This is a genomic window from Paenarthrobacter sp. A20, from assembly GCF_024168825.1.
Lineage (GTDB): Bacteria > Actinomycetota > Actinomycetes > Actinomycetales > Micrococcaceae > Arthrobacter.
On record NZ_JALJWH010000001.1, the window covers coordinates 2841817 to 2865472 of the forward strand.

Annotated in this window: 24 protein-coding genes and 1 tRNA gene; 16 read left to right on the forward strand and 9 right to left on the reverse strand. The window is 63.0% G+C overall.

Annotated elements, in window-relative coordinates:
• Positions 1-68: 68 nt before the first annotated feature.
• The 6 genes from J3D46_RS13225 to J3D46_RS13250 all read right to left on the reverse strand — a co-directional run bounded on the left by J3D46_RS13225 (position 69) and on the right by J3D46_RS13250 (position 6809).
• The gene (locus tag J3D46_RS13225; RefSeq protein WP_231339119.1) at positions 69-1208 is read right to left on the reverse strand and encodes a bifunctional 2-methylcitrate synthase/citrate synthase; all 1140 of its coding nucleotides are present in this window, start codon (positions 1206-1208) and stop codon (positions 69-71) included.
• Positions 1209-1285: 77 nt separating this feature from the next.
• Positions 1286-2191 carry a methylisocitrate lyase gene (gene prpB / locus J3D46_RS13230; protein WP_231339117.1) on the reverse strand — a complete coding sequence of 302 codons (906 nt, stop codon included), beginning with the start codon at positions 2189-2191 and terminating at the stop codon, positions 1286-1288.
• Positions 2192-3712, reverse strand: a complete 1521-nt coding sequence (locus J3D46_RS13235; RefSeq protein ID WP_231339115.1) for an MmgE/PrpD family protein — start codon at positions 3710-3712, stop codon at positions 2192-2194.
• Positions 3713-3735: 23 nt separating this feature from the next.
• Positions 3736-4377 (reverse strand): GntR family transcriptional regulator, encoded by a 642-nt coding sequence (locus tag J3D46_RS13240; protein WP_231339113.1) that lies wholly within the window; start codon positions 4375-4377, stop codon positions 3736-3738.
• 75 nt (positions 4378-4452) lie between these two features.
• Complete coding sequence (locus J3D46_RS13245; protein ID WP_231339111.1) at positions 4453-5166, reverse strand: response regulator; 714 nt, start codon at positions 5164-5166, stop codon at positions 4453-4455.
• Positions 5163-6809, reverse strand: a complete 1647-nt coding sequence (locus tag J3D46_RS13250; protein ID WP_231339127.1) for a sensor histidine kinase — start codon at positions 6807-6809, stop codon at positions 5163-5165. The genes J3D46_RS13245 and J3D46_RS13250 overlap by 4 nt, the downstream gene beginning before the upstream one ends.
• A gap of 138 nt (positions 6810-6947) precedes the next feature.
• Here J3D46_RS13250 and J3D46_RS13255 point away from each other — a divergent pair, with 138 nt between their 5' ends.
• The 10 genes from J3D46_RS13255 to J3D46_RS13300 all read left to right on the forward strand — a co-directional run bounded on the left by J3D46_RS13255 (position 6948) and on the right by J3D46_RS13300 (position 16707).
• A complete protein-coding gene (locus tag J3D46_RS13255) occupies positions 6948-8294 on the forward strand; it encodes a cation:dicarboxylate symporter family transporter (RefSeq protein ID WP_231339109.1) in 1347 nt (448 codons plus the stop codon).
• A gap of 252 nt (positions 8295-8546) precedes the next feature.
• Positions 8547-9446, forward strand: coding sequence for a ParA family protein (locus tag J3D46_RS13260; RefSeq protein WP_231339107.1), 900 nt, complete (start codon positions 8547-8549; stop codon positions 9444-9446).
• Positions 9447-9452: 6 nt separating this feature from the next.
• Positions 9453-10367: a ScpA family protein gene (locus J3D46_RS13265; RefSeq protein WP_231339106.1), complete on the forward strand. Its 915-nt coding sequence runs from the start codon at positions 9453-9455 to the stop codon at positions 10365-10367.
• Positions 10368-10404: 37 nt separating this feature from the next.
• On the forward strand, positions 10405-11016 hold the full coding sequence (locus J3D46_RS13270) for an SMC-Scp complex subunit ScpB (protein ID WP_374110840.1): 612 nt from the start codon (positions 10405-10407) through the stop codon (positions 11014-11016).
• A gap of 153 nt (positions 11017-11169) precedes the next feature.
• Entirely contained in the window at positions 11170-12381 is a 1212-nt protein-coding gene (locus J3D46_RS13275; RefSeq protein WP_231339102.1) for a pseudouridine synthase, read from the forward strand.
• 3 nt (positions 12382-12384) lie between these two features.
• On the forward strand, positions 12385-13491 hold the full coding sequence (locus J3D46_RS13280; RefSeq protein ID WP_231339100.1) for a prephenate dehydrogenase: 1107 nt from the start codon (positions 12385-12387) through the stop codon (positions 13489-13491).
• Positions 13491-14204, forward strand: a complete 714-nt coding sequence (gene cmk, locus J3D46_RS13285) for a (d)CMP kinase (RefSeq protein ID WP_231339098.1) — start codon at positions 13491-13493, stop codon at positions 14202-14204. The genes J3D46_RS13280 and cmk overlap by 1 nt, the downstream gene beginning before the upstream one ends.
• Positions 14194-14928: a 1-acyl-sn-glycerol-3-phosphate acyltransferase gene (locus tag J3D46_RS13290; RefSeq protein ID WP_231339096.1), complete on the forward strand. Its 735-nt coding sequence runs from the start codon at positions 14194-14196 to the stop codon at positions 14926-14928. Before cmk ends, J3D46_RS13290 begins: the two co-directional genes overlap by 11 nt.
• A 10-nt stretch (positions 14929-14938) precedes the next feature.
• Complete coding sequence (der, locus tag J3D46_RS13295; RefSeq protein WP_253467676.1) at positions 14939-16489, forward strand: ribosome biogenesis GTPase Der; 1551 nt, start codon at positions 14939-14941, stop codon at positions 16487-16489.
• Positions 16490-16630: 141 nt separating this feature from the next.
• A tRNA-Pro gene (locus tag J3D46_RS13300) sits at positions 16631-16707 on the forward strand.
• A gap of 126 nt (positions 16708-16833) precedes the next feature.
• On the opposite strand, the gene J3D46_RS13305 is transcribed toward J3D46_RS13300, so the two are convergent.
• A complete protein-coding gene (locus tag J3D46_RS13305; protein ID WP_231339094.1) occupies positions 16834-17280 on the reverse strand; it encodes a MarR family winged helix-turn-helix transcriptional regulator in 447 nt (148 codons plus the stop codon).
• 173 nt (positions 17281-17453) lie between these two features.
• On the opposite strand from J3D46_RS13305, the gene J3D46_RS13310 reads away from it, so the two are divergent.
• On the forward strand, positions 17454-18650 hold the full coding sequence (locus J3D46_RS13310; RefSeq protein ID WP_253467679.1) for an MFS transporter: 1197 nt from the start codon (positions 17454-17456) through the stop codon (positions 18648-18650).
• 63 nt (positions 18651-18713) lie between these two features.
• On the opposite strand, the gene J3D46_RS13315 is transcribed toward J3D46_RS13310, so the two are convergent.
• On the reverse strand, positions 18714-19316 hold the full coding sequence (locus tag J3D46_RS13315) for a hypothetical protein (RefSeq protein ID WP_231339092.1): 603 nt from the start codon (positions 19314-19316) through the stop codon (positions 18714-18716).
• Between the two features lie 117 nt (positions 19317-19433).
• Here J3D46_RS13315 and gcvH point away from each other — a divergent pair, with 117 nt between their 5' ends.
• The 5 genes from gcvH (at position 19434) to J3D46_RS13340 (ending at position 22503) form a co-directional block, all read left to right on the forward strand.
• A complete protein-coding gene (gene gcvH, locus J3D46_RS13320) occupies positions 19434-19820 on the forward strand; it encodes a glycine cleavage system protein GcvH (RefSeq protein ID WP_172322041.1) in 387 nt (128 codons plus the stop codon).
• Positions 19821-19957: 137 nt separating this feature from the next.
• The gene (locus tag J3D46_RS13325) at positions 19958-20434 is read left to right on the forward strand and encodes an FHA domain-containing protein (protein WP_144652821.1); all 477 of its coding nucleotides are present in this window, start codon (positions 19958-19960) and stop codon (positions 20432-20434) included.
• 20 nt (positions 20435-20454) lie between these two features.
• A complete protein-coding gene (locus J3D46_RS13330) occupies positions 20455-21171 on the forward strand; it encodes a MerR family transcriptional regulator (RefSeq protein WP_231339125.1) in 717 nt (238 codons plus the stop codon).
• Complete coding sequence (locus J3D46_RS13335; protein ID WP_231339091.1) at positions 21171-21674, forward strand: bifunctional nuclease family protein; 504 nt, start codon at positions 21171-21173, stop codon at positions 21672-21674. Before J3D46_RS13330 ends, J3D46_RS13335 begins: the two co-directional genes overlap by 1 nt.
• Positions 21675-21909: 235 nt before the next feature.
• The gene (locus tag J3D46_RS13340) at positions 21910-22503 is read left to right on the forward strand and encodes a MerR family transcriptional regulator (RefSeq protein ID WP_308102698.1); all 594 of its coding nucleotides are present in this window, start codon (positions 21910-21912) and stop codon (positions 22501-22503) included.
• 109 nt (positions 22504-22612) lie between these two features.
• Here the strand turns inward: J3D46_RS13340 and J3D46_RS13345 are convergent, their stop codons facing one another.
• Complete coding sequence (locus J3D46_RS13345; protein ID WP_231339087.1) at positions 22613-23422, reverse strand: ParA family protein; 810 nt, start codon at positions 23420-23422, stop codon at positions 22613-22615.
• Positions 23423-23656 lie beyond the last annotated feature (234 nt).

Genomic DNA, 23656 nt, shown 5'->3' on the forward strand with positions numbered 1-23656 from the left:
CGACGGCGGGCCGGTCACCATGTCGGTGACCGGCCCGCCGTCGTAAGTCTCCTGAAGTACCAGAAGCGTTACGGCACGTGCCGCTCTTCCGGGCCGTTGTATTCGCTCAAAGGACGTATCAGCGAGTTGGCGGCTACCTGCTCCATGATGTGTGCGGTCCATCCCGTGATGCGGCTGGCGACGAACAGGGGCGTGAAAGTCTGGGTGTCGAAGCCCATGAGGTGGTACGTGGGGCCGGCCGGGTAGTCGAGGTTGGGCTTGATGGCCTTTGCCTCGTCCATGGCCTGCTCCAAGCCGTTGTAGAGCCCCAGGAGCTCAGGCCGGCCGTAGTGGGCGATCATCTTGTCCAGTGCGGCCTTCATAGTGGGAACGCGGGAATCACCGTGCTTGTAGACGCGGTGTCCGAAGCCCATGACCTTCTTCTTCTGCGCCAGGGCGTCCTCCATCCAAGCACGGGCCCGTGTGGCCGCTTCCTCGAGGGATTCTTCGCTGCGGATACCGATCTCATCGAACGTGTGCATCACGGCCTCGTTGGCACCGCCATGCAGCGGACCCTTGAGGGCGCCGATTGCTGCGGTGACCGCTGAGTGCAGGTCTGACAATGTGGACGTGACCACGCGGGCGGTGAAGGTGGAGGCGTTGAAGGAGTGCTCGGCGTACAGGATCATTGAGACGTTGAACGCCTCAACCACTTCGGGAACCTGCTCTTCGCCGAACGTCATCCACAGGAAGTTCGCCGAGTAGTCCAGGTCCTGACGCGGTTCGATCGCGTCCTGGCCGCGGCGGCGGCGCTGGTCATAGGCCACGACAGCAGGCATGGCCGCCCAGAGGTCGATGGCCTTCTTCATGTTTGCCTCGGGGGAGGAATCCTCGGCCAGTTCGTGCCGGGCACCGAGCACCGATGCGGCAGTGCGGCAGACGTCCATGGGGTGCGCCGTAGTGGGCAACGTATCCACCACCGACTTGACCACGGGGTCCAGGGCGCGGCCTGCACGCTCCCGGGCAGTGAATTCTGCCAGCTGGGCTTCGTCAGGCAGTTCGCCGTTCCACAGCAGGTAGGCAACCTCTTCGAAGCTGCATTTGGCGGCCAATTCCTGGACCGGGTACCCGCGATACAGCAGCGAGTTGGTGTCCGGGTTGACCTTCGAGACGGCGGTGTAATCCACCACGACGCCGGCAAGGCCTTTTTTGATGTCAACAGCTGCCATGCTGCTCTCCTTCGTTCATAATGCAAGCGGCCCGGAAGCCCCGGACTGCCTGCTTTCCCCTGTATGAATCCCGGGTCCTAGCGAGTGCCAGGAACCTGGAAGTTGAAAACGCCGGTATCGAATTGGTTGTATGCCTCGTAGTCGACGAGTTCGTAGAGGCGCGCACGCGTGAGCATGTTTTCCACCTGCGCTTCCTGGGTCCCCGCAGCCTTAATCGATTCCAGAGTACGCTCTGCAGCGCCCATGGCAATGCGGAGCAGGGTGACCGGGTAGATGACCATGTTCACGCCGACGCCCTGAAGCTGCTCCACGGTGAAGAGGTCGCTTTTGCCGAACTCGGTCATGTTGGCCAGGATGGGCACGTCAACTGCGTCGCGGATGGCCTGGAACTCGCTCAAATCACGCATGGCTTCGGGGAAGATGGCGTCGGCGCCGGCATCCACCAGTGCTTTGGCGCGGTCCTGTGCGGCCTGGATTCCTTCGACGGCGCGGATGTCTGTGCGGGCCATGATGAGGAAGTTCGGGTCGCGGCGTGCGTCTGCTGCGGCGCGGATGCGTTTGGTGGCGGTGTCGATGTCGACGACGTTCTTGCCGTCCAGGTGCCCGCAGCGCTTGGGGTTGAACTGGTCCTCGATGTGGCAGCCGGCCAGGCCCGCGTTTTCGAGTTCCTGGATGGTGCGGGCTACGTTCATGGGTTCGCCGAAGCCTGTGTCGGCGTCCACCAAGGAGGGCAGGTCCGTCATGCGGGCGATCTGTCCGGCCCGGGTGGCTACCTCGGTCAGGGTGGTCAGGCCGATGTCCGGCAGCCCGAGGTCGTTGGCCAGGACGGCGCCGGAGATGTACACGCCGGCGAAGCCCTTTTCCTCGATCAGCCGTGCTGAGAGCGGGTTGAACGCACCCGGGAACTGCTGCACGGTCCCGGAGGCCAGCAGTTCCCGCAGCTTGAGCCGTTTCTGTTCGGGCGTGACTTTGGAGTACAGCATTTAGAACAGTCCCTTGGGTGCGTTGCTGAGGTCGATCACGCCGGGTGCTGCTGTGATGTTCAGTTGGTCCAGTTCGCCTTCGCCCAGTTCGGTGACACGTTCGACGGCGGCCAGGAACCTTTCGATTTCGGCTTCCTCCACCAACCCGGCGGCGAGGGTGCGGAACTTGTTCACGTACTGCTCGCGGGCGAACGGCCGGGCACCGAGCGGGTGGGCGTCGGCGACGGCGATCTCGTCCGTGACAACCGACCCATCCGTGAGTGTGATGACAACAGTGCCGCCGAAGGCTTTCTCTGCGATGTCCAACGAGTGGTAGCGGCGGGTCCATTCCGGGTCTTCCACGGTGGTGACTTTGTGCCAGAGTTCCACGGTGTCCGGGCGTGCGGCGCGTTCGGGGGCGTAGGAGTCCACGTGGTGCCAGGCGCCGTCCTGCAGGGCGACGGTGAAGATGTACGGGATGGAGTGGTCCAGGGTTTCACGGGATGCGGTGGGGGAGTACTTCTGGGGGTCGTTCGCGCCGGAACCGATCACGTAGTGCGTGTGGTGGCTGGTCTTGATCAGCACGGATTCCACCTTGGCCGGGTCGGTGGTTTCGGGGTGCTCGCGGTGGAGTTTGCGGGCGAGGTCGATCCACGCCTGGGCCTGGTATTCGGCAGAGTGTTCCTTGGTGTACGTGTCCAGGATGGCGCGCTTGGCTTCACCGGGCAGCGGCAGGGGAACCTCGTAGGAGGCGTCCGGGCCGTCCAGCATCCAGGCGATCACGCCGTCTTCGCCTTCGTAGATCGGCACCGGTGAGGTCTGGCCGCGCATGGAGCGGTCTACGGCTTCGACGGCCATTTTGCCTGCGAAGGCCGGGGCGTGGGCTTTCCAGGTGGAGATTTCGCCCTTGCGGGATTGCCGGGTGGCCGTGGTGGTGTGCAGGGCCTGGCCCACGGACTGGAAGATCGTCTCAACATCGAGGCCCAACAACGTGCCGATACCGGCTGCGGCGGACGGGCCGAGATGGGCCACATGGTCGATCTTGTGCTTGTGCAGGCAGATGGCCTTGACAAGGTTCACCTGGATCTCGTAGCCGGTAGCGATGGCACGGACCAGGTCCGCGCCGTTGGAACCGACGTGCTGGGCGACGGCGAGGATCGGCGGGATGTTATCGCCCGGGTGGGAGTAATCCGCGGCCAGGAACGTGTCGTGGTAATCGAGTTCGCGCACGGCAACACCGTTGGCCCAGGCAGCCCACTCCGGGGAGACCTGCTCGCTGATGCCGAAAACGTGGGCGCCCTTGCCGTTGGTACTGGGCGCGTGCGTGAGGGCCTGCGCGCGGGCGGCGACGATGGGTGCCCGGTTCAGCGAGGCGATGGCCACCGAAGCGTTGTCGATGATCCGGTTGATCACCATGTCGGTGACCTCCGGGGTGACCTCGACGGGGTCGGCGGCGACCACGGCGATCTTGTGCGCCAACTGCTCCTCGCGGGGGAGGTTCTCTTCGCTCTTGTAGACGCGGACGTGGTTGATCTTGACCATGGTGCTCCTTCTAGTGAGTCGTTCTAGCGGGCCGGATGAGCGGCCTTGACGTGGGTGAGACTGCGGTGGAGGTGAAGTGTGGTTGCGGCCTCTGCCAGCCGCGGGTTGCCGGCGGCGATGGCCTCGGCGATGGCGGCGTGCTCGGCGGCGGCCGCGTGGAGCCTGGCTGCGTCGTCGGCTGCCAGCCGGCGGACCCTGACCAAGTGGACTCGGAGGCTGCGCATGGCCTGGGCCAAATAGCTGTTTGAAATTGCAGAGTCGATGGCGTCGTCCAAGCGGCTAACCAACGCGTAGTACTCGTGCCGCGCGGGGTCCTCGTCGCTGAGCAATTCAGGCGCCAGCAGCAGTTGGGCATGCAGCTCGGCGAACACCCCCGGCTCGCCACGTTGGGCGGCCAGGGCCGCGGCCCTCACCTCAAGGGTTTCGCGCAGTTCGAACAGTTCGTCAATGCTGTCCAGCGAGATATCGGTAACGACGACGCCGCGGCCTCCTGCCGCCGTCGTGAGTCCTTCTGCGGTGAGCCGGCTCAGCGCTTCCCGGACCGGGGTGCGGGACACGCCAAGACGTTCGGACTGCTCGACTTCCGCGAGGACCGTGCCTGGCCGAAGGCGCCATTCAATGATGTCTTCACGGAGGGCGTTGTAAGCCCTATCACTGGCGCGCATGCCATCAGTGTATACACAGGGCCCTCAGATAGTCATTAAGGCGACCATAAATCGCATCTCTGTATACATACGAGTTTATGCGCGGTTCCATCCGTACTCGTTTTCCGGCCGGCCAGGGGTGCCGTACCGCGGCGCCCTGGTGACGGTGCCGGCGTCTGCCAAGTACTCCAGGTAGCGGCGGGCGGTGACGCGGGACATGCCAAGCGCGTCCATCACCTCACTTGCTGACACCGGCTGATGTCCGGCCCGCACCAGGTCTTTCACTGCTTCCAACGTGGACCCGGATAGGCCCTTGGGTAGTGGAAGCTCTGTTGGTGCCCGAAGACTGGCAAACGCTTGGTCGACATCCCTCTGCGATGCTCCGGCTTTGGAGATCCCGGACATCGAACCAGCCAACTGTTCGCGGAAGGTCCGGTAGCTGCCGAGTTTGTCCGCGAACGTAGCGTAAGTGAAGGGCTTGATGAGGTACTGCACGACGCCGATGGAGACGGCGCTGCGCACGATGTTCAGTTCCCGGACGGCAGTGATGGCAATGATGTCGGCAAACACTCCTGCAGACCTCATGCGCCGGGCGACATCCAGGCCGTGCAGGTCCGGCAAATTCATGTCCAGGAGGACCAGGTCCACCGGCGTGGCGGATGCGGCGAATTCGCCAAGGATGCGGAGGGCTGACTGGCCGTCGGGCGCCGTCCCCACCAAGGTGAAACCGTCCAAGCGGCCTATGTAGACGGAGTGGGCGTCCGAGGCTATCGGCTCGTCCTCCACCACAAGGACGCGGATGTCTGTCATGCCTTCTCTTCCTCGGGAACCGGAGCGGGCAGCACAACGTGGAACTGTGCCCCGCCGGGATTGCTGATGGTCATCGTACCTTTGAGCCGATCCACTGCTTGACGAACAAGGGCGAGGCCGACGCCGCGGCCATGTGAACCCCGCGGATTTTCAGTGGAGGACTTGGTGCTGAATCCGTACTGCAGGATGTCATCAATGGAGTCCGGGTTGATTCCGCTGCCCGAGTCCCGCACCGTGAATTCGACGACGGCGGGCCACGCTTCGACTTCCAGCTCCACCTTCCTGGGCAACCCGCCGGCGGCTGCAGCATCAATAGCGTTGTCCAGTAGGTTTCCCAGGATGGTCACCAGGTCCTGGACCTCCAGGCCCCGGACACCGGAATCCCCGGACGTCCTGACAACCAGGTCCACCCCACGTTCATGGGCTTCGGCTGCCTTGCCCATTACCAGGGCGCTCATGACGGGCTCGTCCACAGAGGCCACCATGTCATCGGTCAGCTGCTGGCTGAGTTGAAGATCCTTGGTGGCAAAGTCCAGGGCCTGCGGAGTGCGGCCCAGTTCCAGCAGGGACACGATCATGTGCAGCCGGTTGGCGTGCTCATGGGTTTGGGCCCGCAAGGCATCAGAGAGAGTCTTCATCGTTTGGAGTTCCGTGCCCAGGGACTCGATTTCCGTGCGGTCCCGGATAGTCGCCACTGTGCCGTAGACGGCAGGTTTTTGCCTGCTGCGCTCAGGCACCGGCCCCACCGCAGGAGCCTGGTTGACCACTAGGATCCGTGAACCCGTCAGATGGATTTCGTCGTGTGCTGGCCGGCCGGATTCGAACAGCGCCCGCAGGCTGCCATCGAAGGGGAGCTCGGACAGTTTCGGGGCAGCGTCAGGTGACCGGTCGGCGTCGGAGGGTTGGAGTCCCAACAGCTCCGCTGCCTGGTCGTTGTACATCACGGCTTTCCCCTGTGTGTCGATCAGGATCACGCCCTCGCGGACCGAATGGAGGACGGACTCGTAGTAGGCGAAGAGCTGCGCCAGCTGTTCGGGTCCCCATCCGCGCGTGACGGAGCGGAGGTAGCGTCCCAGCATCCAGGAAGCGAAAGACCCAAAGGTCAACACCACCAGCGCAATCCCACCAATCACCCCCAACCGCTCGGCGACATCGGTGTCCACCGTGCGGACCGTGACGCCGGCAGCTACCAGGGCCTTGATGTTTCCATCGCTATCCTTGACGGGCGCAATGGTGCGGACCGATGGGCCCAAGGTGCCCGCGGTGACTTCGGTGAATGTTTCGCCGCGCAGCGCGGGTTCAATGGTGCCGATGTACGGCTTGCCCAGCTCCTCTGTCCGGGGATGGGTCCAGCGTGTCCGGTCCGGAGCCATGATCGTGATGAAGTCGGCCTCGGCGTCGTCCATGACGTCCCGGGCGTAAGGCTGCAGGACCGCAGAGGGATCTGCCGTTCCGGCCGCCTCCAGGACAAGGGGGTTGTTCGCGATCGAGGCTGCGAGGGCAAGCATCCGTCCACCGGCATTGTCATAGGCCCTGTCCCTGGCCTCCACCACGGAGAACGCCCCGAAGACCGCAGTCAGCACAAGGACGAACAGCAGGTTCGCCACGAACAAGCGGCGGGCGATGCTCCAGCTGTGAAACACATGGACCTCCATGACCAATATGACCGCAACGGTGATGTGTGTCACCAACGGCTCAATGATGGATATCACACAAGGGCAGCGGAGTGGACATCAGTGCAGGACCGCAGCGCCTTTACACAGTATCCAAAGGAGAATCCCATGACCTCTCAACGAGGAGAGTCGGCAGTAGCTGCCAAAGCTGGACGCAAGGGGCTCGACAAGTCGCATTACTTGTACATCGCTGTCATCCTGGCCGTAGTGCTGGGTGCAGTGGTCGGCCTGGTGTTCCCGGAGGTCGGCAAGTCACTCAAGCCGCTCGGCGATGGCTTCATCAAGCTCATCAAAATGATGATCGCTCCGGTCATTTTCTGCACCATCGTCCTGGGCATCGGCTCCATCGCCAAGGCGGCCACCGTTGGCAAGGTCGGCGGCCTGGCCCTCGGCTACTTCGTGGCCATGTCAACCTTCGCCCTGGCTATCGGCCTTGTGGTCGGCAACCTGATCCACCCGGGTGAGGGGCTCAAGCTGACCCCGTACGATCCCACCAAGAAGGCCGACACGAACAGCACCGTCGACTTCCTCCTGGGAATCATCCCCGGTGACATCCCCGTGCTGCCTACCCTGCTTGCTGCCATCCTGGTCGGTTTCGCCCTGCAGAAGATGGGCAAGCAAGGCGCCCCCATCCTCGGCGCCATCGGACACGGACAACGGCTTGTCTTCCGCATCCTCATCATGATCATGTGGCTGGCTCCGGTTGGCGCTTTTGGCGCCATCGCCGCCGTCGTCGGCGCCACCGGCGCCCAGGCGATCCTCAGCATGTTCACCCTGATGCTGGCCTTCTACGTCACCTGCGCCCTGTTCATCGTGGTCATCCTGGGCACCCTGCTTCGTGCAGTTGCCGGCGTGAACATCTTCCGGCTCATGAAGTACCTGGCCCGCGAGTACCTCCTGATCTTCTCCACCTCTTCCTCCGAGGCCGCACTGCCCCGCCTCATCGCCAAGATGGAGCACCTGGGTGTCTCCAAGCCGGTGGTCGGCGTCACGGTTCCCACGGGCTACTCCTTCAACCTTGACGGCACTGCGATCTACCTGACCATGGCTTCCCTGTTCGTCGCCAACGCCATGGGCACGCCGCTGGACCTCGGTGCGCAGATCTCCCTGCTGGTCTTCATGATCATCGCCTCCAAGGGCGCGGCAGGCGTTACCGGTGCCGGACTTGCGACCCTGGCGGCCGGCCTCCAGGCACACAAGCCGGAACTCCTGGGCGGCGTGGGCATGATCGTGGGAATCGACCGCTTCATGTCCGAGGCCCGCGCGCTGACCAACTTCACAGGCAATGCCGTGGCAACCGTCCTGATCGGTACCTGGGTCAAGGAAATCGACAACGGACAGGTGGAACGCGTCCTCTCCGGGAGCGAGCCCTTCGATGAGCAGACCATGATCGCCCACGGTGTCGAAGAAGAGGCTGCCCCTGAAGCCGACAACCGCGAGAAGGCAACCGTCTAGCAAGGACGAGTTCCTGCAGGACGGATGAGTCGAAGGCCGGCATCCCACGGGGTGCCGGCCTTCGGCATTTAACGCCCCACCGCCGGACCAATTGCCGAACCTTCGACCTCAACTAGAGGGTCAAGGCTCAACGGTGGGACAAAGTCAAGTTCCCCAAATAACCGTGTCGGGCGCTGTAGCCTAGGTGGGTAGTAGCGCTGTAGCTGGGGGCCAGCGGCAGGGAAGATCGTCGTCGAAAGAGTGGTTAGATACGTGAGCATCGAACGGGGTTCAGCAACGCTGGAAGGCACCGAGCTCGATCTGGAAGACGCCATCATGGGGCCCACGGGCCGCCCTCACCGCGAATTTCCGGAACCGGCTCCACTTGCCTCCCACGGCCCGGCGAGAGTCATCGCCATGGTCAACCAAAAAGGTGGCGTGGGCAAGACCACGTCCACCATCAACCTCGCTGCTGCGCTCGCCGAATACGGCCGGCGCGTGCTGTTGGTGGACTTCGATCCCCAGGGCGCACTGTCCGCGGGTCTTGGTGCCAATCCGCACGAACTGGACCTCACCGTCTACAACGTCCTGATGGACCGCAAAGTAGACATCCGTGATGCCATCCAGCAGACCGGCGTCGAGGGCGTTGACCTTCTTCCTGCCAACATCGACCTCTCTGCCGCGGAAGTCCAGCTCGTTAACGAGGTGGCCCGCGAGCAAGTCCTGGATCGCGCGCTCAAGAGCGTCGAGGACGATTACGACGTCGTCCTGATTGACTGCCAGCCGTCCTTGGGACTCCTGACCGTCAATGCGCTGACGGCGGCCCATGGAGTGATCATCCCGCTGATTTGCGAGTTCTTCGCCTTGCGGGCCGTTGCGCTCCTGGTGGAGACCATTGAAAAAGTACAGGACCGGCTTAACCCGCGACTTCAGGTGGACGGTGTCCTGGCCACCATGTACGACGCCCGCACCCTGCACAGCCGCGAAGTGATCTCACGCCTCGTGGAGGCCTTCGGCGACAAGGTCTTCGAGACTGTCATCAAGCGTTCCATCAAGTTTGCGGATGCCACCGTGGCGGCCGAACCGATCACCAGTTACGCGGGCAACCACATCGGTGCCGACGCCTACCGCCGCCTTGCCAAGGAACTGATCTCGCGCGGCGGCGCGCCGTAGCGGACGGTGGGACCCTCACTCGCCCCGACCGCGGACGCGGGTTCCGCCGTCACCGCAGAAGCGCCCGACGCCGGTACCTCCGAAGGCCGTAAGGCGGGCTTCGAGGTACGGCTGGCCAACTTCACCGGCCCGTTCGATCTCTTGCTTGGCCTTATTTCCAAGCACAAGCTGGATATCACCGAGGTGGCCTTGGCCACCGTTACCGATGAATTCATCAAATACATCCGCCGTCTCCAGGAACTGGGGGAGGACTGGGCCCTGGATGAAGCCAGCGAGTTCCTGGTGATCGCGGCGACGCTGCTTGACCTGAAGGCAGCCCGGCTTCTGCCTGCGGGCGAGGTGGAGGACGCTGAGGATATCGCGCTCCTGGAGGCAAGGGACCTTCTCTTCGCCCGGCTCCTGCAGTACAAGGCCTTCAAGCAGATTGCCGGAATCATGGGCGAAACCCTGGAACAGGAAGCCCGCCGATACCCACGGCAAGTGGCACTGGAAGGTCATTTCGCCGCCCTGTTGCCCGAGCTCGTGTGGCGGCACACGCCCGGGCAGTTCGCGGAACTCGCCGCCAAAGCACTGAAACCCAAGGACGCAGCCCCGGCCGAGGTGGGATTGGACCACCTCCATGCCCCTCCGGTCAGCGTCAAGGAGCAGGCCGAGATTATGGGTTACCGCCTGAAGTTGGGTGCGCCACTGTCCTTTCAAACGCTGATAGCCGATGCCGCAACAACCTTGGTGGTGGTGGCACGTTTCCTGGCTTTGCTGGAGATGTTCCGCGACCGTGTGGTTGCCTTCGAACAGCCCGGCCCCCTGGCCGAGCTGACGGTTCGCTGGACGGGCGATGACGCCGGCTGGGACAGTTCCAGCTTGAATGAGGAATACGAAGCAGGGCCCGATGCGGGAAGCGGAGAGAACACCAGTGAGTGAGCAGGAAACGGCCCTTGACGGTCTGTCTGAACTGGAAATGCTGCCCGGCGGTGCGCGGTCGGCCTTGGAGGCGGTCCTCATGGTCATTGACGAACCGGCCGCCTCCGAGGAGTTGGCCGTGGGACTCAACGTAACGGTCGCCGTCGTCGAGGATTTGCTGCATGACCTGCAGCGGGAGTATAGCGGCTATACTGTTAAAGCCCCGGACGTGGATGCTGTCGGCTTTGTCGATGCCAGCACTGCACCCCGGGGTTTTGAATTGCGGAACGTCGCCGGCGGGTGGCGGATCTACTCACGGTCGGATTTTGCCGACATCGTGGGCAGGTTCGTTCTCGAAGGGCAGACCACCAGGCTCACTCAGGCAGCGCTTGAAACCTTGGCGGTCATCGCCTATCGGCAACCGGTCTCCAGGGCCCGGGTGTCTGCCATTCGCGGCGTCAACGTCGATTCTGTAGTCCGGACTCTGACCCAACGGGGTTTGATCGAGGATTCCGGAAACGATCCCGAATCCGGAGCTGTCCTTTACCGGACAACCTCCTACTTCCTGGAACGGATGGGCATCGGCTCGGTGGCGGAATTGCCCCAGCTTTCGCCGCACCTTCCAGGTTTGGAAGGGATCGACGAGCACTACGACGCCAGCCGGATGTAGCCACGGCTGCATCGGCACAGCACGAGAACTTAATACGGACAAAGCGGCACCATACGAACGGTGCCACAGCAACAAGGGGCAGACGATGTCTGCCCGGCTGGCTAGTGTTGATTTCAGCACTGAATGCCGGCCATTACTACACAAGGACGGGTCATGACACAGGCGGGACGCCAGAGTTCACCACGTAACGGTTCGGGACGCAACAGTTCTGGACGCAATGAGGCCAAGGGCGGCGCAGGCCGCTCCAACGCCGGCGGCTTCTCCGGCCGCGGCGGAAGCGCCGGCGCGGGAAAGCGCAACTTCACCCAGGGCGAGGGCCGCCCGTTTAAGGCTTCCAAGCCACGGGAAGCGGCCCCCTTCGATCCCGATAACCCCACATCGGCTGCCGACTTCGATCGGCGCGAGGCCGCCAGGCCCGCCAAGCCCTTCCGCAAGCCAGGCTCCAACAAGCCCGGCTTCGGCAAGGCACCGGGAACTCCGGGCGCAATAAAGCCGAAGGCGAAGCCTGCCAAGCAGTTTGGCTCCAAGGCCTTCGGCAGCGAACGCTTCGGCCAGAACCTCGGTCCCATCCGCAAGCCGGGCCGCAACCGTGGTCCGCGCCAGGAAGTCCCGCAGTCGGACCTCCACGACGTTGACGGCGTACGCCTGCAGAAGGTCATGGCCCAGGCCGGCGTGGCTTCCCGCCGCGTGTGCGAGGAAATGATCCTTGAAGGCCGTGTCGAGGTTGATGGCGTTGTCACCACGGAGCTCGGAATGCGCGTGGACCCCACGTCCGCCGTGATCCACGTTGATGGCATCCGGATCCAGCTCGACGAAACCCTCGTGTACATGGTCTTCAACAAGCCCAAGGGCGTCGTTTCCACCATGGAGGACCCCGAGGGCCGCCCCTGCATCAGCGACTTCCTCAAGAACAACAAGAACAAGGGCGAACGCCTGTTCCACGTAGGCCGCCTCGACGTCGCCACTGAGGGCCTGCTGCTGTTGACCAACGACGGCGAACTCGCCAACCGCTTGACGCACCCTTCCTATGAGGTACCCAAGACGTACCTCGTCCAGGTGCGCGGACCGTTCCCGCAGGGCGTCGGTGCGAAGCTGAAGAACGGCGTCGAGCTTGAAGACGGCGTGGCTGCAGTGGACTCCTTCCGCCTGGTTGACTCCACACCTGGCCACGTCCTGATTGAGGTTGTTCTCCACTCGGGAAAGAACCGTATTGTGCGCCGCATGTTCGACGCCGTCGGCTTCCCCGTTGAGCGGCTTGTCCGCGTCAAGGTCGGTCCCATCGGCTTGGGCGATCAGCGCCAGGGGAGCATCCGCAACCTCGGCAGGCAGGAAGTCGGTCACCTCCTGGCATCCGTAGGGCTCTAGGGCATGTCGGCATTCGGTACGCACGGCCGGGGCCATCTTGATGGTCCGGTCGTCGTTCTTGGTACTGGCTTGTTGGGGGCCAGCATTGGCCTCGGCCTGCGCGGACGTGGAGTTCCGGTCTTCCTTTCCGACCCCTCGCCCACCAACCAGGCTGTGGCGGTGGACATCGGGGCGGGACGGCCGGTGGCAGAACTGGAAGAAGAACCCCAGCTCGTCGTTGTTGCTGCACCGCCGGATGTTACTGCCGACGTTGTCCAACAGGCACTGACGGACTACCCGTCCGCCGTCGTGGTCGATATCGCCAGCGTGAAGGCCACTATCCAAGCGCAGCTGCGCGAACGCGGCGTGGACCTTTCCCGTTATGTGGGTACGCACCCAATGGCGGGCCGGGAAAAGTCCGGTCCCGTGGCTGCGCGGGGAGAGCTTTTCACCTCCATGCCGTGGGTTGTCTGCCCGTCGGATGAAACCGGAGCCAATGCCCTGCAAACGGCGCGTTCGCTCGCTGGTGACCTGGGCGGTATCGTCTCCCAGTTCACGGCCGATGAGCACGATGAAGCAGTGGCCTTGGTGTCGCATCTGCCGCAGGTCATGTCTTCCCTGCTGGCCAGCCGGCTGCAAGGTACGCCCCTGCACGCCCTGTCGCTGGCAGGCAACGGGCTCCGTGACACCACCCGCATCGCAGCCAGCGATCCCACCCTCTGGGTTCAGATCCTGGGCGGCAATGCCGAAAAGGTTGTGTCCATCCTGCACGGTGTCCGCGAGGACCTGAACCGCTTGATCGGAACACTGGAAGAACCGACGGCGCCGGGTGCCCGGCTCGATCTGGCTCAGCTGATCAGCGAGGGCAACGCAGGACAGGCACGGATTCCGGGCAAGCACGGTGGACCTCCGCAGGCGTACTCGTGGCTCACTATCCTGGTGGACGACAAGCCAGGCCAGATTGCGCACCTCCTTACGGAGATCGGCGAGATCGGCGTGAACCTTGAGGATCTTCGACTCGACCATTCGTCGGGACAAAACGTGGGCATGGTGGAGCTCTCCGTGCTTCCCAGCAAGCACGACCTCCTTGTTGAAGCTTTGACTGACCGTGGATGGCGGGTACTCCAGTAATGACGCGTGAATTCTTCGGCCCGGAAACGGTCGCCCGCCCGGGCAAGCCGTTGGTGATTGCCATCGACGGCCCTTCGGGATCGGGCAAATCCAGTGTCAGCAAGGAAGTTGCCCGGCGCTTGAAGCTGGCGTACCTCGATACCGGTGCGATGTATCGTGCCTTGACGTGGTACTGCCTAAAGACCGGCGTTGACCTCCAAGACGGCGCGGCAGTGGAGCAGGCTTCCAAGACCATGCCTTTGGAAATCAGCACCACCACCGTCACGGAGTACGTGGCCGTTGACGGCACGGACATCACGGATGAGATTCGGGATCCCCTGATCTCGTCGTCGGTGAGCGCCGTTGCCACAACCCTGGGTGCCCGCACCGAGCTCATCCGTCGCCAGCGCGAGCTGATCGATCAGCACCATCACCGCATGGTGGTGGAGGGACGCGACATCACCACAGTCGTGGCTCCCAATGCCGAGGTCCGCATGCTCCTGACCGCCAGTGAGGAAGCCCGGCTCCGGCGTCGCGGCATCCAACTGGGTGGTACTCAGAGCAGGGAACAACTCGCCGCCCAGGTCATCCAGCGCGACGCCAAGGACTCCACAGTGGTGAACTTCACCCAAGCAGCAGATGGTGTTGTGACGCTGGATTCCTCGGATCTGAACTTTGAGGAAACTGTAGAGACCGCTCTGGCGATCGTCAGCAAGGTGATCTATGGCGACTAGGAACCAGCTTCCCTCCGCGTGGACCAGGGCGTGGAGCCGACCCGTTGGTTGGTTCCTTGACCACGTCATCTACCGGACCATCGTGGCGGGCAAGGGCAACGTTCCCGCTGCCGGACCGGTTATTTTCGCCGCGAACCACATCAGTTTCCTGGACGGGCCGGTGATGTTCGGCGCGTCCCCGCGTCCCATGCACATCCTCGTCAAGAAAGAGATGTTTAAGGGAATCCTGGGGTCAGTCCTGCGGGGATCCGGACAAATTCCGGTTGACCGCGCGGGTGACCGCACGGCCCTGCATATCGGAAAGCAACTGCTCGACGACGGCCGCTGCGTCGGGATTCTTCCGGAAGGGACCCGGGGGAGCGGTGCAGCCGAAAGCATCAGCAACGGGGTTGCGTGGCTCGCCATCAACTCAGGAGCAACTGTCATTCCGGTCGCCATCCTCGGAACCCGCCAGGGCGACGAGCACCGCGACCATATCCCCAAACCACGCCGGAAGCTCCATGTCAGCTTCGGCGAACCCATCACGGTGAAGCGCCGGAAGGGTGAACCGGGGCGTGTTTCAATGGACAGGGCAGCTGCGGAAATCCGTGAAGCCCTGGCCGGACACGTCCAGGACGCCATCCGGGCAACAGGCCAGGGCCTTCCCCAGGATCCTGCGCCCGGAGAACCAACTCCGCAGCACCGCCACACAGCAGTAGCCGGGACGCCGGCAGACCACCACTAAGGAAAGTGCAATGAGCGATACGACTCAAAAATCCGGCCTCCACGGAGCCGGCGACGACGAATACACGCCCACCGGCACCGACCAGGTGGCTGAAAACCTGGCTGCCCTGGACGATGACGAGGCCGAGCTCCGCGCGGCTACCCTCCGGGCCGGCCTGGACGACTACGAACTCGACGAAGAAGACGCCGCGCTGCTCAGCGGTGAGTACGGCGATGAGGGCGACGAAGGTCCCCTCAAGCTGGATCCCGTCCTGGCCATCATTGGACGCCCGAACGTGGGCAAGTCCACGCTGGTCAACCGCATCCTGGGCCGCCGCGAAGCCGTTGTTGAAGACACCCCGGGCGTTACTCGCGACCGCGTCATGTACTCGGCCCGCTGGAATGGCCGCAACTTCACCTTGGTCGATACCGGTGGATGGGAGCACGATGCCAAGGGCATCCATGCCCGCGTAGCCGAGCAGGCTGAGATGGCCGTTGAGCTTGCCGACGCCGTTCTCTTCGTCGTGGACTCCGCCGTCGGCGCGACCGCCACGGACGAGGGCGTCATGAAGATGCTCCGCAAGAGCAAGAAGCCGGTCATCATGGTGGCCAACAAGGTGGATGACTTCGCGCAGGAAGCCGACTCGGCAACATTGTGGGGCCTCGGCTTCGGTGAGCCGTACCCGGTGTCGGCGCTGCACGGCCGTGGCGTGGCCGACCTCCTTGACCACGTCATGGACACCCTGCCCGAGTACTCCTTGGTGGAAGGCGTGGAACGCTCAGGTGGCCCCCGCAGGATCGCCCTGATCGGCCGCCCGAATGTGGGCAAGTCTTCCTTGCTGAACAAGCTCGCAGGCTCTGAACGAGTTGTGGTTGATCCGCTGGCCGGCACCACGCGTGACCCGGTTGATGAGTTCATCGAAGTCGGTGACCGCACATGGCGCTTCGTGGATACCGCGGGTATCCGCCGGCGCCAGCACATGGCCCAGGGCGCCGACTTCTACGCGTCCCTGCGTACGCAGGCTGCGCTCGAAAAGGCGGAGGTCGCCGTCGTGCTTCTTGCCGTTGACGAAGTCCTCAGCGAGCAGGACGTCCGTATCCTCCAGCTGGCTATCGAATCCGGCCGTGCACTGGTTCTCGCCTTCAACAAGTGGGACCTGCTGGACGACGAACGCCGCCGGTACCTCGAACGCGAAATCGAACAGGACCTTGCCCACGTTGAATGGGCTCCGCGCGTTAACATCTCAGCCAAGACCGGCTGGCACAAGGACCGCCTGGTCCCGGCGCTGGACATCGCCCTGGAGAGCTGGGACCGCCGTATCCCCACGGGACGCTTGAACGCGTTCCTGGGCGAACTGGTTGCAGCGCACCCGCACCCGGTCCGCGGCGGCAAGCAGCCCCGCATCCTCTTCGGCACCCAGGCCTCCAGCCGCCCGCCGAAGTTCGTTCTCTTCACCACTGGGTTCCTGGATCCCGGATACCGACGTTTCATCACGCGTCGCCTGCGCGAAACGTTCGGCTTCGAGGGTACGCCCATCGAGGTCAACATGCGCGTACGCGAGAAGCGTGGCAAGAAGCGCTAAGTGAGACGGGCATCACAGCCAACATTGGCTGTGATGGCGTCTCCGACCTCCAACTTCGTGTAAGCTTTTGGAGGTGGTTCGGCCGGACTGCTTAGGTGGGACTCTTCGGAGGAAAACTTAGGCGGAGAACGGTGGAACCAGCGGGCTGTAGCGCAGCTTGGTAGCGCACTTGACTGGGGGTCAAGGGGTCGCAGGTTCAAATCCTGTCAGCCCGACCAAAAAGGCCGGAATCACGCGGAAACGCGGGATTCCGGCCTTTGGCCGTTAAGCTGGCACGATCTCCCGGCCCCGCTTGTCGGTCCTCGCGTTCAACGCCGGGGAGAACGAGCAAGGCCGGAAGCCGGCTACACCCTTTCCAGCGCCCCGAGGGCCCTCACCAGTGGCTCAAGCTCGGGAACTGACTCGGCTGCCTCCAAGGCGGAAGCCAACGTTTCATCATGCACCGGTTTTGCCGCCTCATGGAGCTTCTGGCCGGACAGCGTCAGCTCTGTGTAGATGCCGCGGCGATCATCGGCGCACAGGATGCGGGTGAGCAGCCCCCGGTCCTCAAGCCGGTTAACCAGCCGGGTGGTGGCGCTGCTGGAGAGGGCCGTGGCCCGGGCGAGCTGCTGCATCCGCATATGCCAGCCGTCCTGGCGGCTCAGTGCATCCAGGACCGTGTACTCCACCACGGACAGCTCGCTCGAAGCCTGGAGGGACTTCTCCAGTTCCGCCTCGATGCTTCCGTGCAGGGCGGCAAGGGTCCGCCAGCCCTGCGCCCGTACTTCTACGGCGTCATCCTTGATGCCCATGTCTGCTGTGCTCCTGCCTGGTTTTCGTGTCGATCGCGACGCATCCCAAAGTAGTTGCTTGCGCAAGTACCTAGCGTGTGCAACTATATATAAAGCGTCTGCAACTATTATTCTACGGTTCCCGGCGGCGCACTTCCACTTCCCGAGGGAACCAAGCATCTAAGGAGCTCCACATGCCCGCAGGGTTGATTGCCCTTGCCCTCGGCGGATTCGGTATTGGCCTGACCGAGTTCGTGATCATGGGCCTTTTGCCCGAGGTTGCCGCCGATTTCCAGGTCAGCGAGGCTTCGGCCGGCTGGTTCATCTCCGGTTACGCCCTCAGTGTCACAGTTGGCGCCCTCCTGGTGACGGCTGCAGTCACCAGGCTGCCTCGCAAGCCCGTACTCATTGGCTTGCTGGTTCTCTTCATCGCCGGCAACTTCCTGTCCGCGATCGCGGACAGCTACACAGCTATGCTGATCGGCCGGATTGTCGCAGCCCTGTGCCACGGAGCATTCTTCGGTATTGGTTCGGTGGTGGCTGCCAGCCTTGTGCCGGCACACAAGAAGGCTGCTGCAATTGCCATCATGTTTACGGGCCTTACTGCCGCCAATGTCCTCGGTGTTCCGTTCGGAACCCTGCTGGGCCAGAACTTCGGATGGCGCTCAACGTTCTGGGCCATTACGGTCATCGGCGTCGTTGCACTTCTTGGCATCGCACTGATGGTCCCCAAGGCCAGCACAGAACCTACCAACGGTCTCCGCAGCGAACTGGGGGCGTTCAAGTCCGGCCAGGTGTGGCTCTCCATCATCGTGACCATCCTCGGCTTCGGCGGTATGTTTGGCGCCTTTACCTACATCGCGTTCACGCTGACGGAGGTCTCCGGGTTCCAGTCCAGCGCCGTGCCGTGGCTGCTGGTGCTCTTTGGCGGCGGCCTGTTCGTGGGTAACTTCCTGGGCGGCAAGGCGGCCGACAAAGCACTCGACAAGTCACTCGTCGTCATCCTCGCCGGGCTCGTCGTGGTGTTGGTCTTCTTCGCCCTCACGGCGTCCAACAGCATTGCCACGCTGATCTCGCTGGCACTGATGGGCGGGTTCGGCTTCGCTACGGTCCCAGGTCTGCAGATGCGGGTCATGCACTTCGCTTCCGCTGCCCCAACGTTGGCGTCAGGGGCCAACATCGGTGCTTTCAACCTGGGCAACGCGCTGGGAGCCTGGCTTGGCGGCGTGACCATCACCGCCGGCCTCGGCTACACGTCTCCCATCTGGGCAGGCGCGGGCATTACGGTCGCTGCGTTGCTGGTCATGGTCTTTGCCGCTGCAGCAGCCAAGCGCGGGGGAGCAGTGGCACCCGACGTCGAACGCGAACCGCGTGAGGCGCCTGTCGCCTGACGCTGGACATCGGTTAAGAAAGGAAGCCCGCCGCGGATCGTTCCGTGGCGGGCTTTCCGCGTCCTACGTGTTGGGCGCTGCACCGTGTGTATTGGGTGAGGCGTCGCGCGATTCCTGGTCTGCGGTTTTGGCGGCCCTCAAACGTTCATTTTCTGCCTGCTTCAGCACCTTCATTTGTTTGCCCCGCCGCCGCCAAAGGGCCCACAGGATGGTGACGGCAATGAAGATGAGCAGTGCGGCAATGGCCGAAACTGCCGTCCACGTTGTGAAGAAACCCGCATCCACGCTCAGGGTACGCTGACCGGCGTGGGCCGACTCCGTGCTGCCGAAGACGATGCCGGCGGTGAGCAGGTTGGGGGTGGCAATGGCGACGGCCACCAGCACAATAGCGATTTTCCAGGGCCAGGTAATCGACTTGCGGGTGGCCTGCCATGCGACAAGGAGCGGAATGAAGGTAAAGACGAAGCCGTAGAACATGCCCACCAGGACGCTGGCGCCAAGATCACGCCTGATCTGCCCGGCGATGACGTCGGACCACCAGCGGGGCAGGATGGCTCCGAGGATAAAATAGGCGGCCACAGCGACAAGCAATGCCACCAGGATCAGGATTATTTTTACGCCCCAATTACGCTTTTTCTGAGCCGGTACTTGTGCTTGTTCAGTCATGGGTCAATCATGGCAGAGACCCCATCAGGTGCAGGGGAAATGTGCCTATACTTTCAGCGGTGGCCACCAGCACAGGCCGCCGTCGAGGTTCGTCATTGTCCCGATGAAAGGCCACCCGTGAGCAATATTCCAGAAGAACTTTCCTACACCGCGGAACACGAATGGGTTACCGCTCCTGATGCCGACGGCGTTGTGCGGATTGGCATTACCGACTTTGCGCAGGACGCGTTGGGCGACGTCGTGTACGCCCAGATGCCTGAACCGGGGACCAAGGTCACCGGCAACGAGGTAGTTGGCGAAGTCGAATCCACTAAGAGCGTCAGTGATATCTACGCGCCGGTGAGCGGCGAAGTCATCAATCGCAATGATGCCCTTGACACAGATCCTGCCCTGATTAACTCGGACCCTTACGGCGAAGGCTGGCTCATCGAGGTAAAGCTCGCAGAAGCAGATGCAGTGGATTCCCTGCTCAGTGCATCGGAGTACGAACAACAGGTAGGCTAAAGTTATCTGGCCCGCCAGGCTGATTTTCCCTAGCGGAAAAGCGCGACGGCGGGCCAGCAACCGATTTGCCCGGCGGTACCGGGATGCGGAAGTGCCTGGCAGGTTTTGGAACTGCCGGCGGATGAGGAGGAAATTCCATGGTTGGCGGCGAACAGAATCAAGCCAATGTCGGGAACGGCGCGGAGGAACAGCCGACGTCGGAGACCACCTCGATCAGCATCACGCCAACGTGGGACGAGCCAAGCGTTGCACCCAAGTTGGCCCCGGAAGAGCGTGCATCAGTGGAAGCACTTCCGCCGAACTCGGCTTTGCTCATCGCGCATAGCGGTCCCAATGCCGGAGCCCGGTTCTTGTTGGACGCGGACACCACCACGGCGGGGCGGCACCCGGATGCGGATATCTTCCTCGACGACGTCACGGTGTCGCGTAAGCACGTCCAGTTCCTCCGCTCGGCATCGGGCTTCGAGCTCGTGGACATGGGGAGCCTCAACGGAACGTATGTCAACCACGACCGCGTTGACCGGGTGCAGCTGAAAAGCGGCAACGAGGTTCAGATCGGCAAGTTCCGGTTGACCTACTACCTGAGCCCTGTCCGCGCAGCAGGCCAAGTCTGACGGGGTATCTGCCTGTGGCTATTGCCCAGTCGGACCGCCGCGGACCGCAGGTCCTGAACATCGGGGAAGTCCTGGCGCAGCTGAGCGACGACTTTCCGGGGATGACTGCGTCCAAGATTCGTTTCCTGGAGGAAAAGGGGCTCATCAACCCGAAGAGGACCCCTGCCGGCTATAGGCAATATGCCGATAGTGACGTTGAGCGCCTTCGTTTTGTGCTCGCACTGCAGCGCGACCAGTATCTGCCGCTGAAGGTCATCAAGGATTACCTTGACGCCATTGACCGCGGAGAACGGCCGGAGAACCTTCCGCCTGGCGTTACTGTGGCGCCCAAAGCCGTGTCGGATGGGATGGCTGCGGAGTTGCAGGGAAGGGCCCGCGCGCTGACCGAGGAGCAGTTGCGCGTCGAGTCAGGTGCCAGTGTTCCGTTGCTGGAGTCCCTCTTGAGCTTTGGGCTGATCAGCCATAGTGGCGGACGGTTCGACGAACATGCACTTCAGGTGGCCCGGGCATGCGTGCAGTTGGAAAGCCACGGCCTTGAGCCCCGGCACCTTCGTCCCTTCCAGGCTGCGGCGGATCGGGAGTTCGGCTTGGTCGAAAGGGCGGTTGCCCCCCTGACATCCCGGCGCGACGCAGCCTCACAGGCTCGCGCCGCAGAGGCTGCCCGGGAAATCAGCGACCTCTGCCTCACCCTCCACAGGGCGCTCGTCCACGATCGCATCTCCCGGATGGATAGCTGATGATCGAAGTCGAAATCGTTGGCGTCAGGATTGAATTGCCGTCAAACCAGCCTTTGGTGCTCCTCCGTGAACTCAACGGCGAGCGGCACGTTCCTATTTGGATCGGGACGCCGGAGGCCAGTGCCATCGCCCTGGCCCAACAGGGTGTGGTGCCGCCCCGGCCCATGACCCACGATCTCTTGGTGGACGTCGTGGAATCCCTGGGGCACTCCATCATCAGCGTCAACATCGTCGCCGTTGAGGACAATATCTTCTATGGACAATTGCAGTTCGACGACGGCACGGTCGTCAGTTCGCGCGCTTCAGATGCGTTGGCTCTGGCGCTTCGGGCCAAGTGCCGCATCTGGTGCGCCGATGCCGTGATGGAAGAAGCCGGCGTCCGCATCACGGAACACGATGAAGGAGAGGACTCCGAACCTGATCCGACAGTGGACGAAGAACGCGAAATGCGGCGCTTCCGTGAGTTCCTGGACGACGTGGAACCCGAGGACTTTGAGGGCTGAGCCAGCCTAAGCCTAAAGTTGAGGGTGAAAGTTTCGACACGACTGGAAATTGGGGCCAAGGTCTTTGACCTCGGCCCTCGACGGGCCTAACGTCGAAGGTATCAAGTTCCCGTTGCATACACTGCCTGCGCAAGTCACACTGGAAGGTGCGGACTTGCGGGAATTACACTGCTGCATTTCAGTGTTGTGCCAGCGTATGCACCGTCCCCAAGGGAACTGAGAACAAGGAGGTCACGTGAGTCCGAAAGGCGAAGCAGGCGAGCTGAAGAAGTCCTCTGCCGGCATTGCTGCGCCCGCATCCGGCGCCCAAGGTTTGCTCTTCACAGAGGACCTTCCCGTGCTGGACGAGGACGCGGGCTACCGCGGTCCCACAGCATGCAAGGCCGCAGGTATTACGTACCGCCAACTCGACTACTGGGCACGTACTGGACTTGTTGAGCCCGCCGTTCGTGGCGCAGCCGGATCCGGCTCGCAGCGCCTCTACGGCTTCCGCGACATCCTGGTTCTCAAGGTTGTCAAGCGCCTCCTGGATACGGGTGTCTCCCTGCAACAGATCCGCACCGCGGTGGAACACCTCCGCGAGCGGGGTGTTGAGGACCTTGCGCAGATAACGCTGATGAGCGACGGCGCCAGTGTCTATGAATGTACCTCTGCCGACGAAGTCATTGACCTTGTTCAAGGCGGCCAGGGTGTCTTCGGCATTGCGGTTGGACGCGTATGGCGGGAAGTTGAGGGAAGCCTCGCCGCCCTTCCGAGCGAGCACGCCGCGGAGCAGTCCTTTCCCGACGACGAACTGAGCAAGCGGCGTGTGGCCCGCCGCATCGGCTAAATGCCAATCCAATAGACCGTGAGCTTTTACAAAGAAAGCCTCTTCCCTGAGGGAGGAGGCTTTCTTGCGTGCGGCCGGGATTCCAGGGCTTGTCGACCCCCGGGCTTGCCTAGCGTTGGCGGCGGTCCCGCAAAGACGGCTGCCCCGCCAGGAGGCTTTGCAGGAGCGCATCAAAGAGCTTGGCGGAGTTCTTGGCCGAATCCCCGGGCCAATGGTGGACCGAATGGGCGGCACCCTGGATCTGCTGCCAGTTGGCTTGTTCCGGAATATGGGGAGTCAGCAGTAAGTCGCCGAACATGGACTCCATCTCGGCAAGGCGGAACGTGTGCTCGGCCGACCCTGTCCGTACACGGTTGGCAACGATGCCGGCCGGAGCCAGGTTGGGAGCGAATTCCTGCCGGAAGAGCTGGATGGCCCGCATGGTGCGTTCAGTACCGGCGACGGAGAACAGCCCGGGCTCGGCCACGAGGACGACGCGGTCGCTGGCACTCCACGCCATCCGCGTCAAACCGTTGAGGGAGGGCGGGCAGTCCACGAGGACCAGTTCATAGTTAGTGGTGCCTGCCAGCACGGCTGAGAGCCTGCGAAGGTCGCGGCGGCCCAGGTCCGGGCGGTCGTAGATTCCAGTGAAGGCCGAGCCCACTGCGACATCCAAAGTCCCGTCGCTGGAACCATTGGAGACCCAGCTGCTGCCGGCAACATTGTCCTGGAGCCGGGCCTTGCGGGGGCTTTTGAGCATTCGCCCGATGTCGAGCTGTCCGCCGGGCTGAACGCCAAGCGCCGTGGTGGCGTCGGCGTGGGGATCGAGATCCACCACCAAGGTAGGAATGCCGGCTGCGAGGGCCGCGGACGCCAGACCAGTGGTCACGGACGTCTTTCCCACTCCACCTTTGAGGCTGCTGATGCTGACTACTTGCACTTGAAAACCCAAAACCTAACGCCGGTTGCCGTATCGCGCTGATTCGGCTCCGGAAGCGCCGGAGCCGGGGCTTGCCGAAGCCCCTTCAACATCATATGGTGCATCGCGGCCGAATCCCGCTTTCTACGCGCCCGGCCGTGGGGGAGAAGGGCGGCAATAGCATGCTGTCGGATCGCGCGCACGCATATACAGCCCACATGACGATTCCTTTGTGATGGTTGCCACAAAGATTTG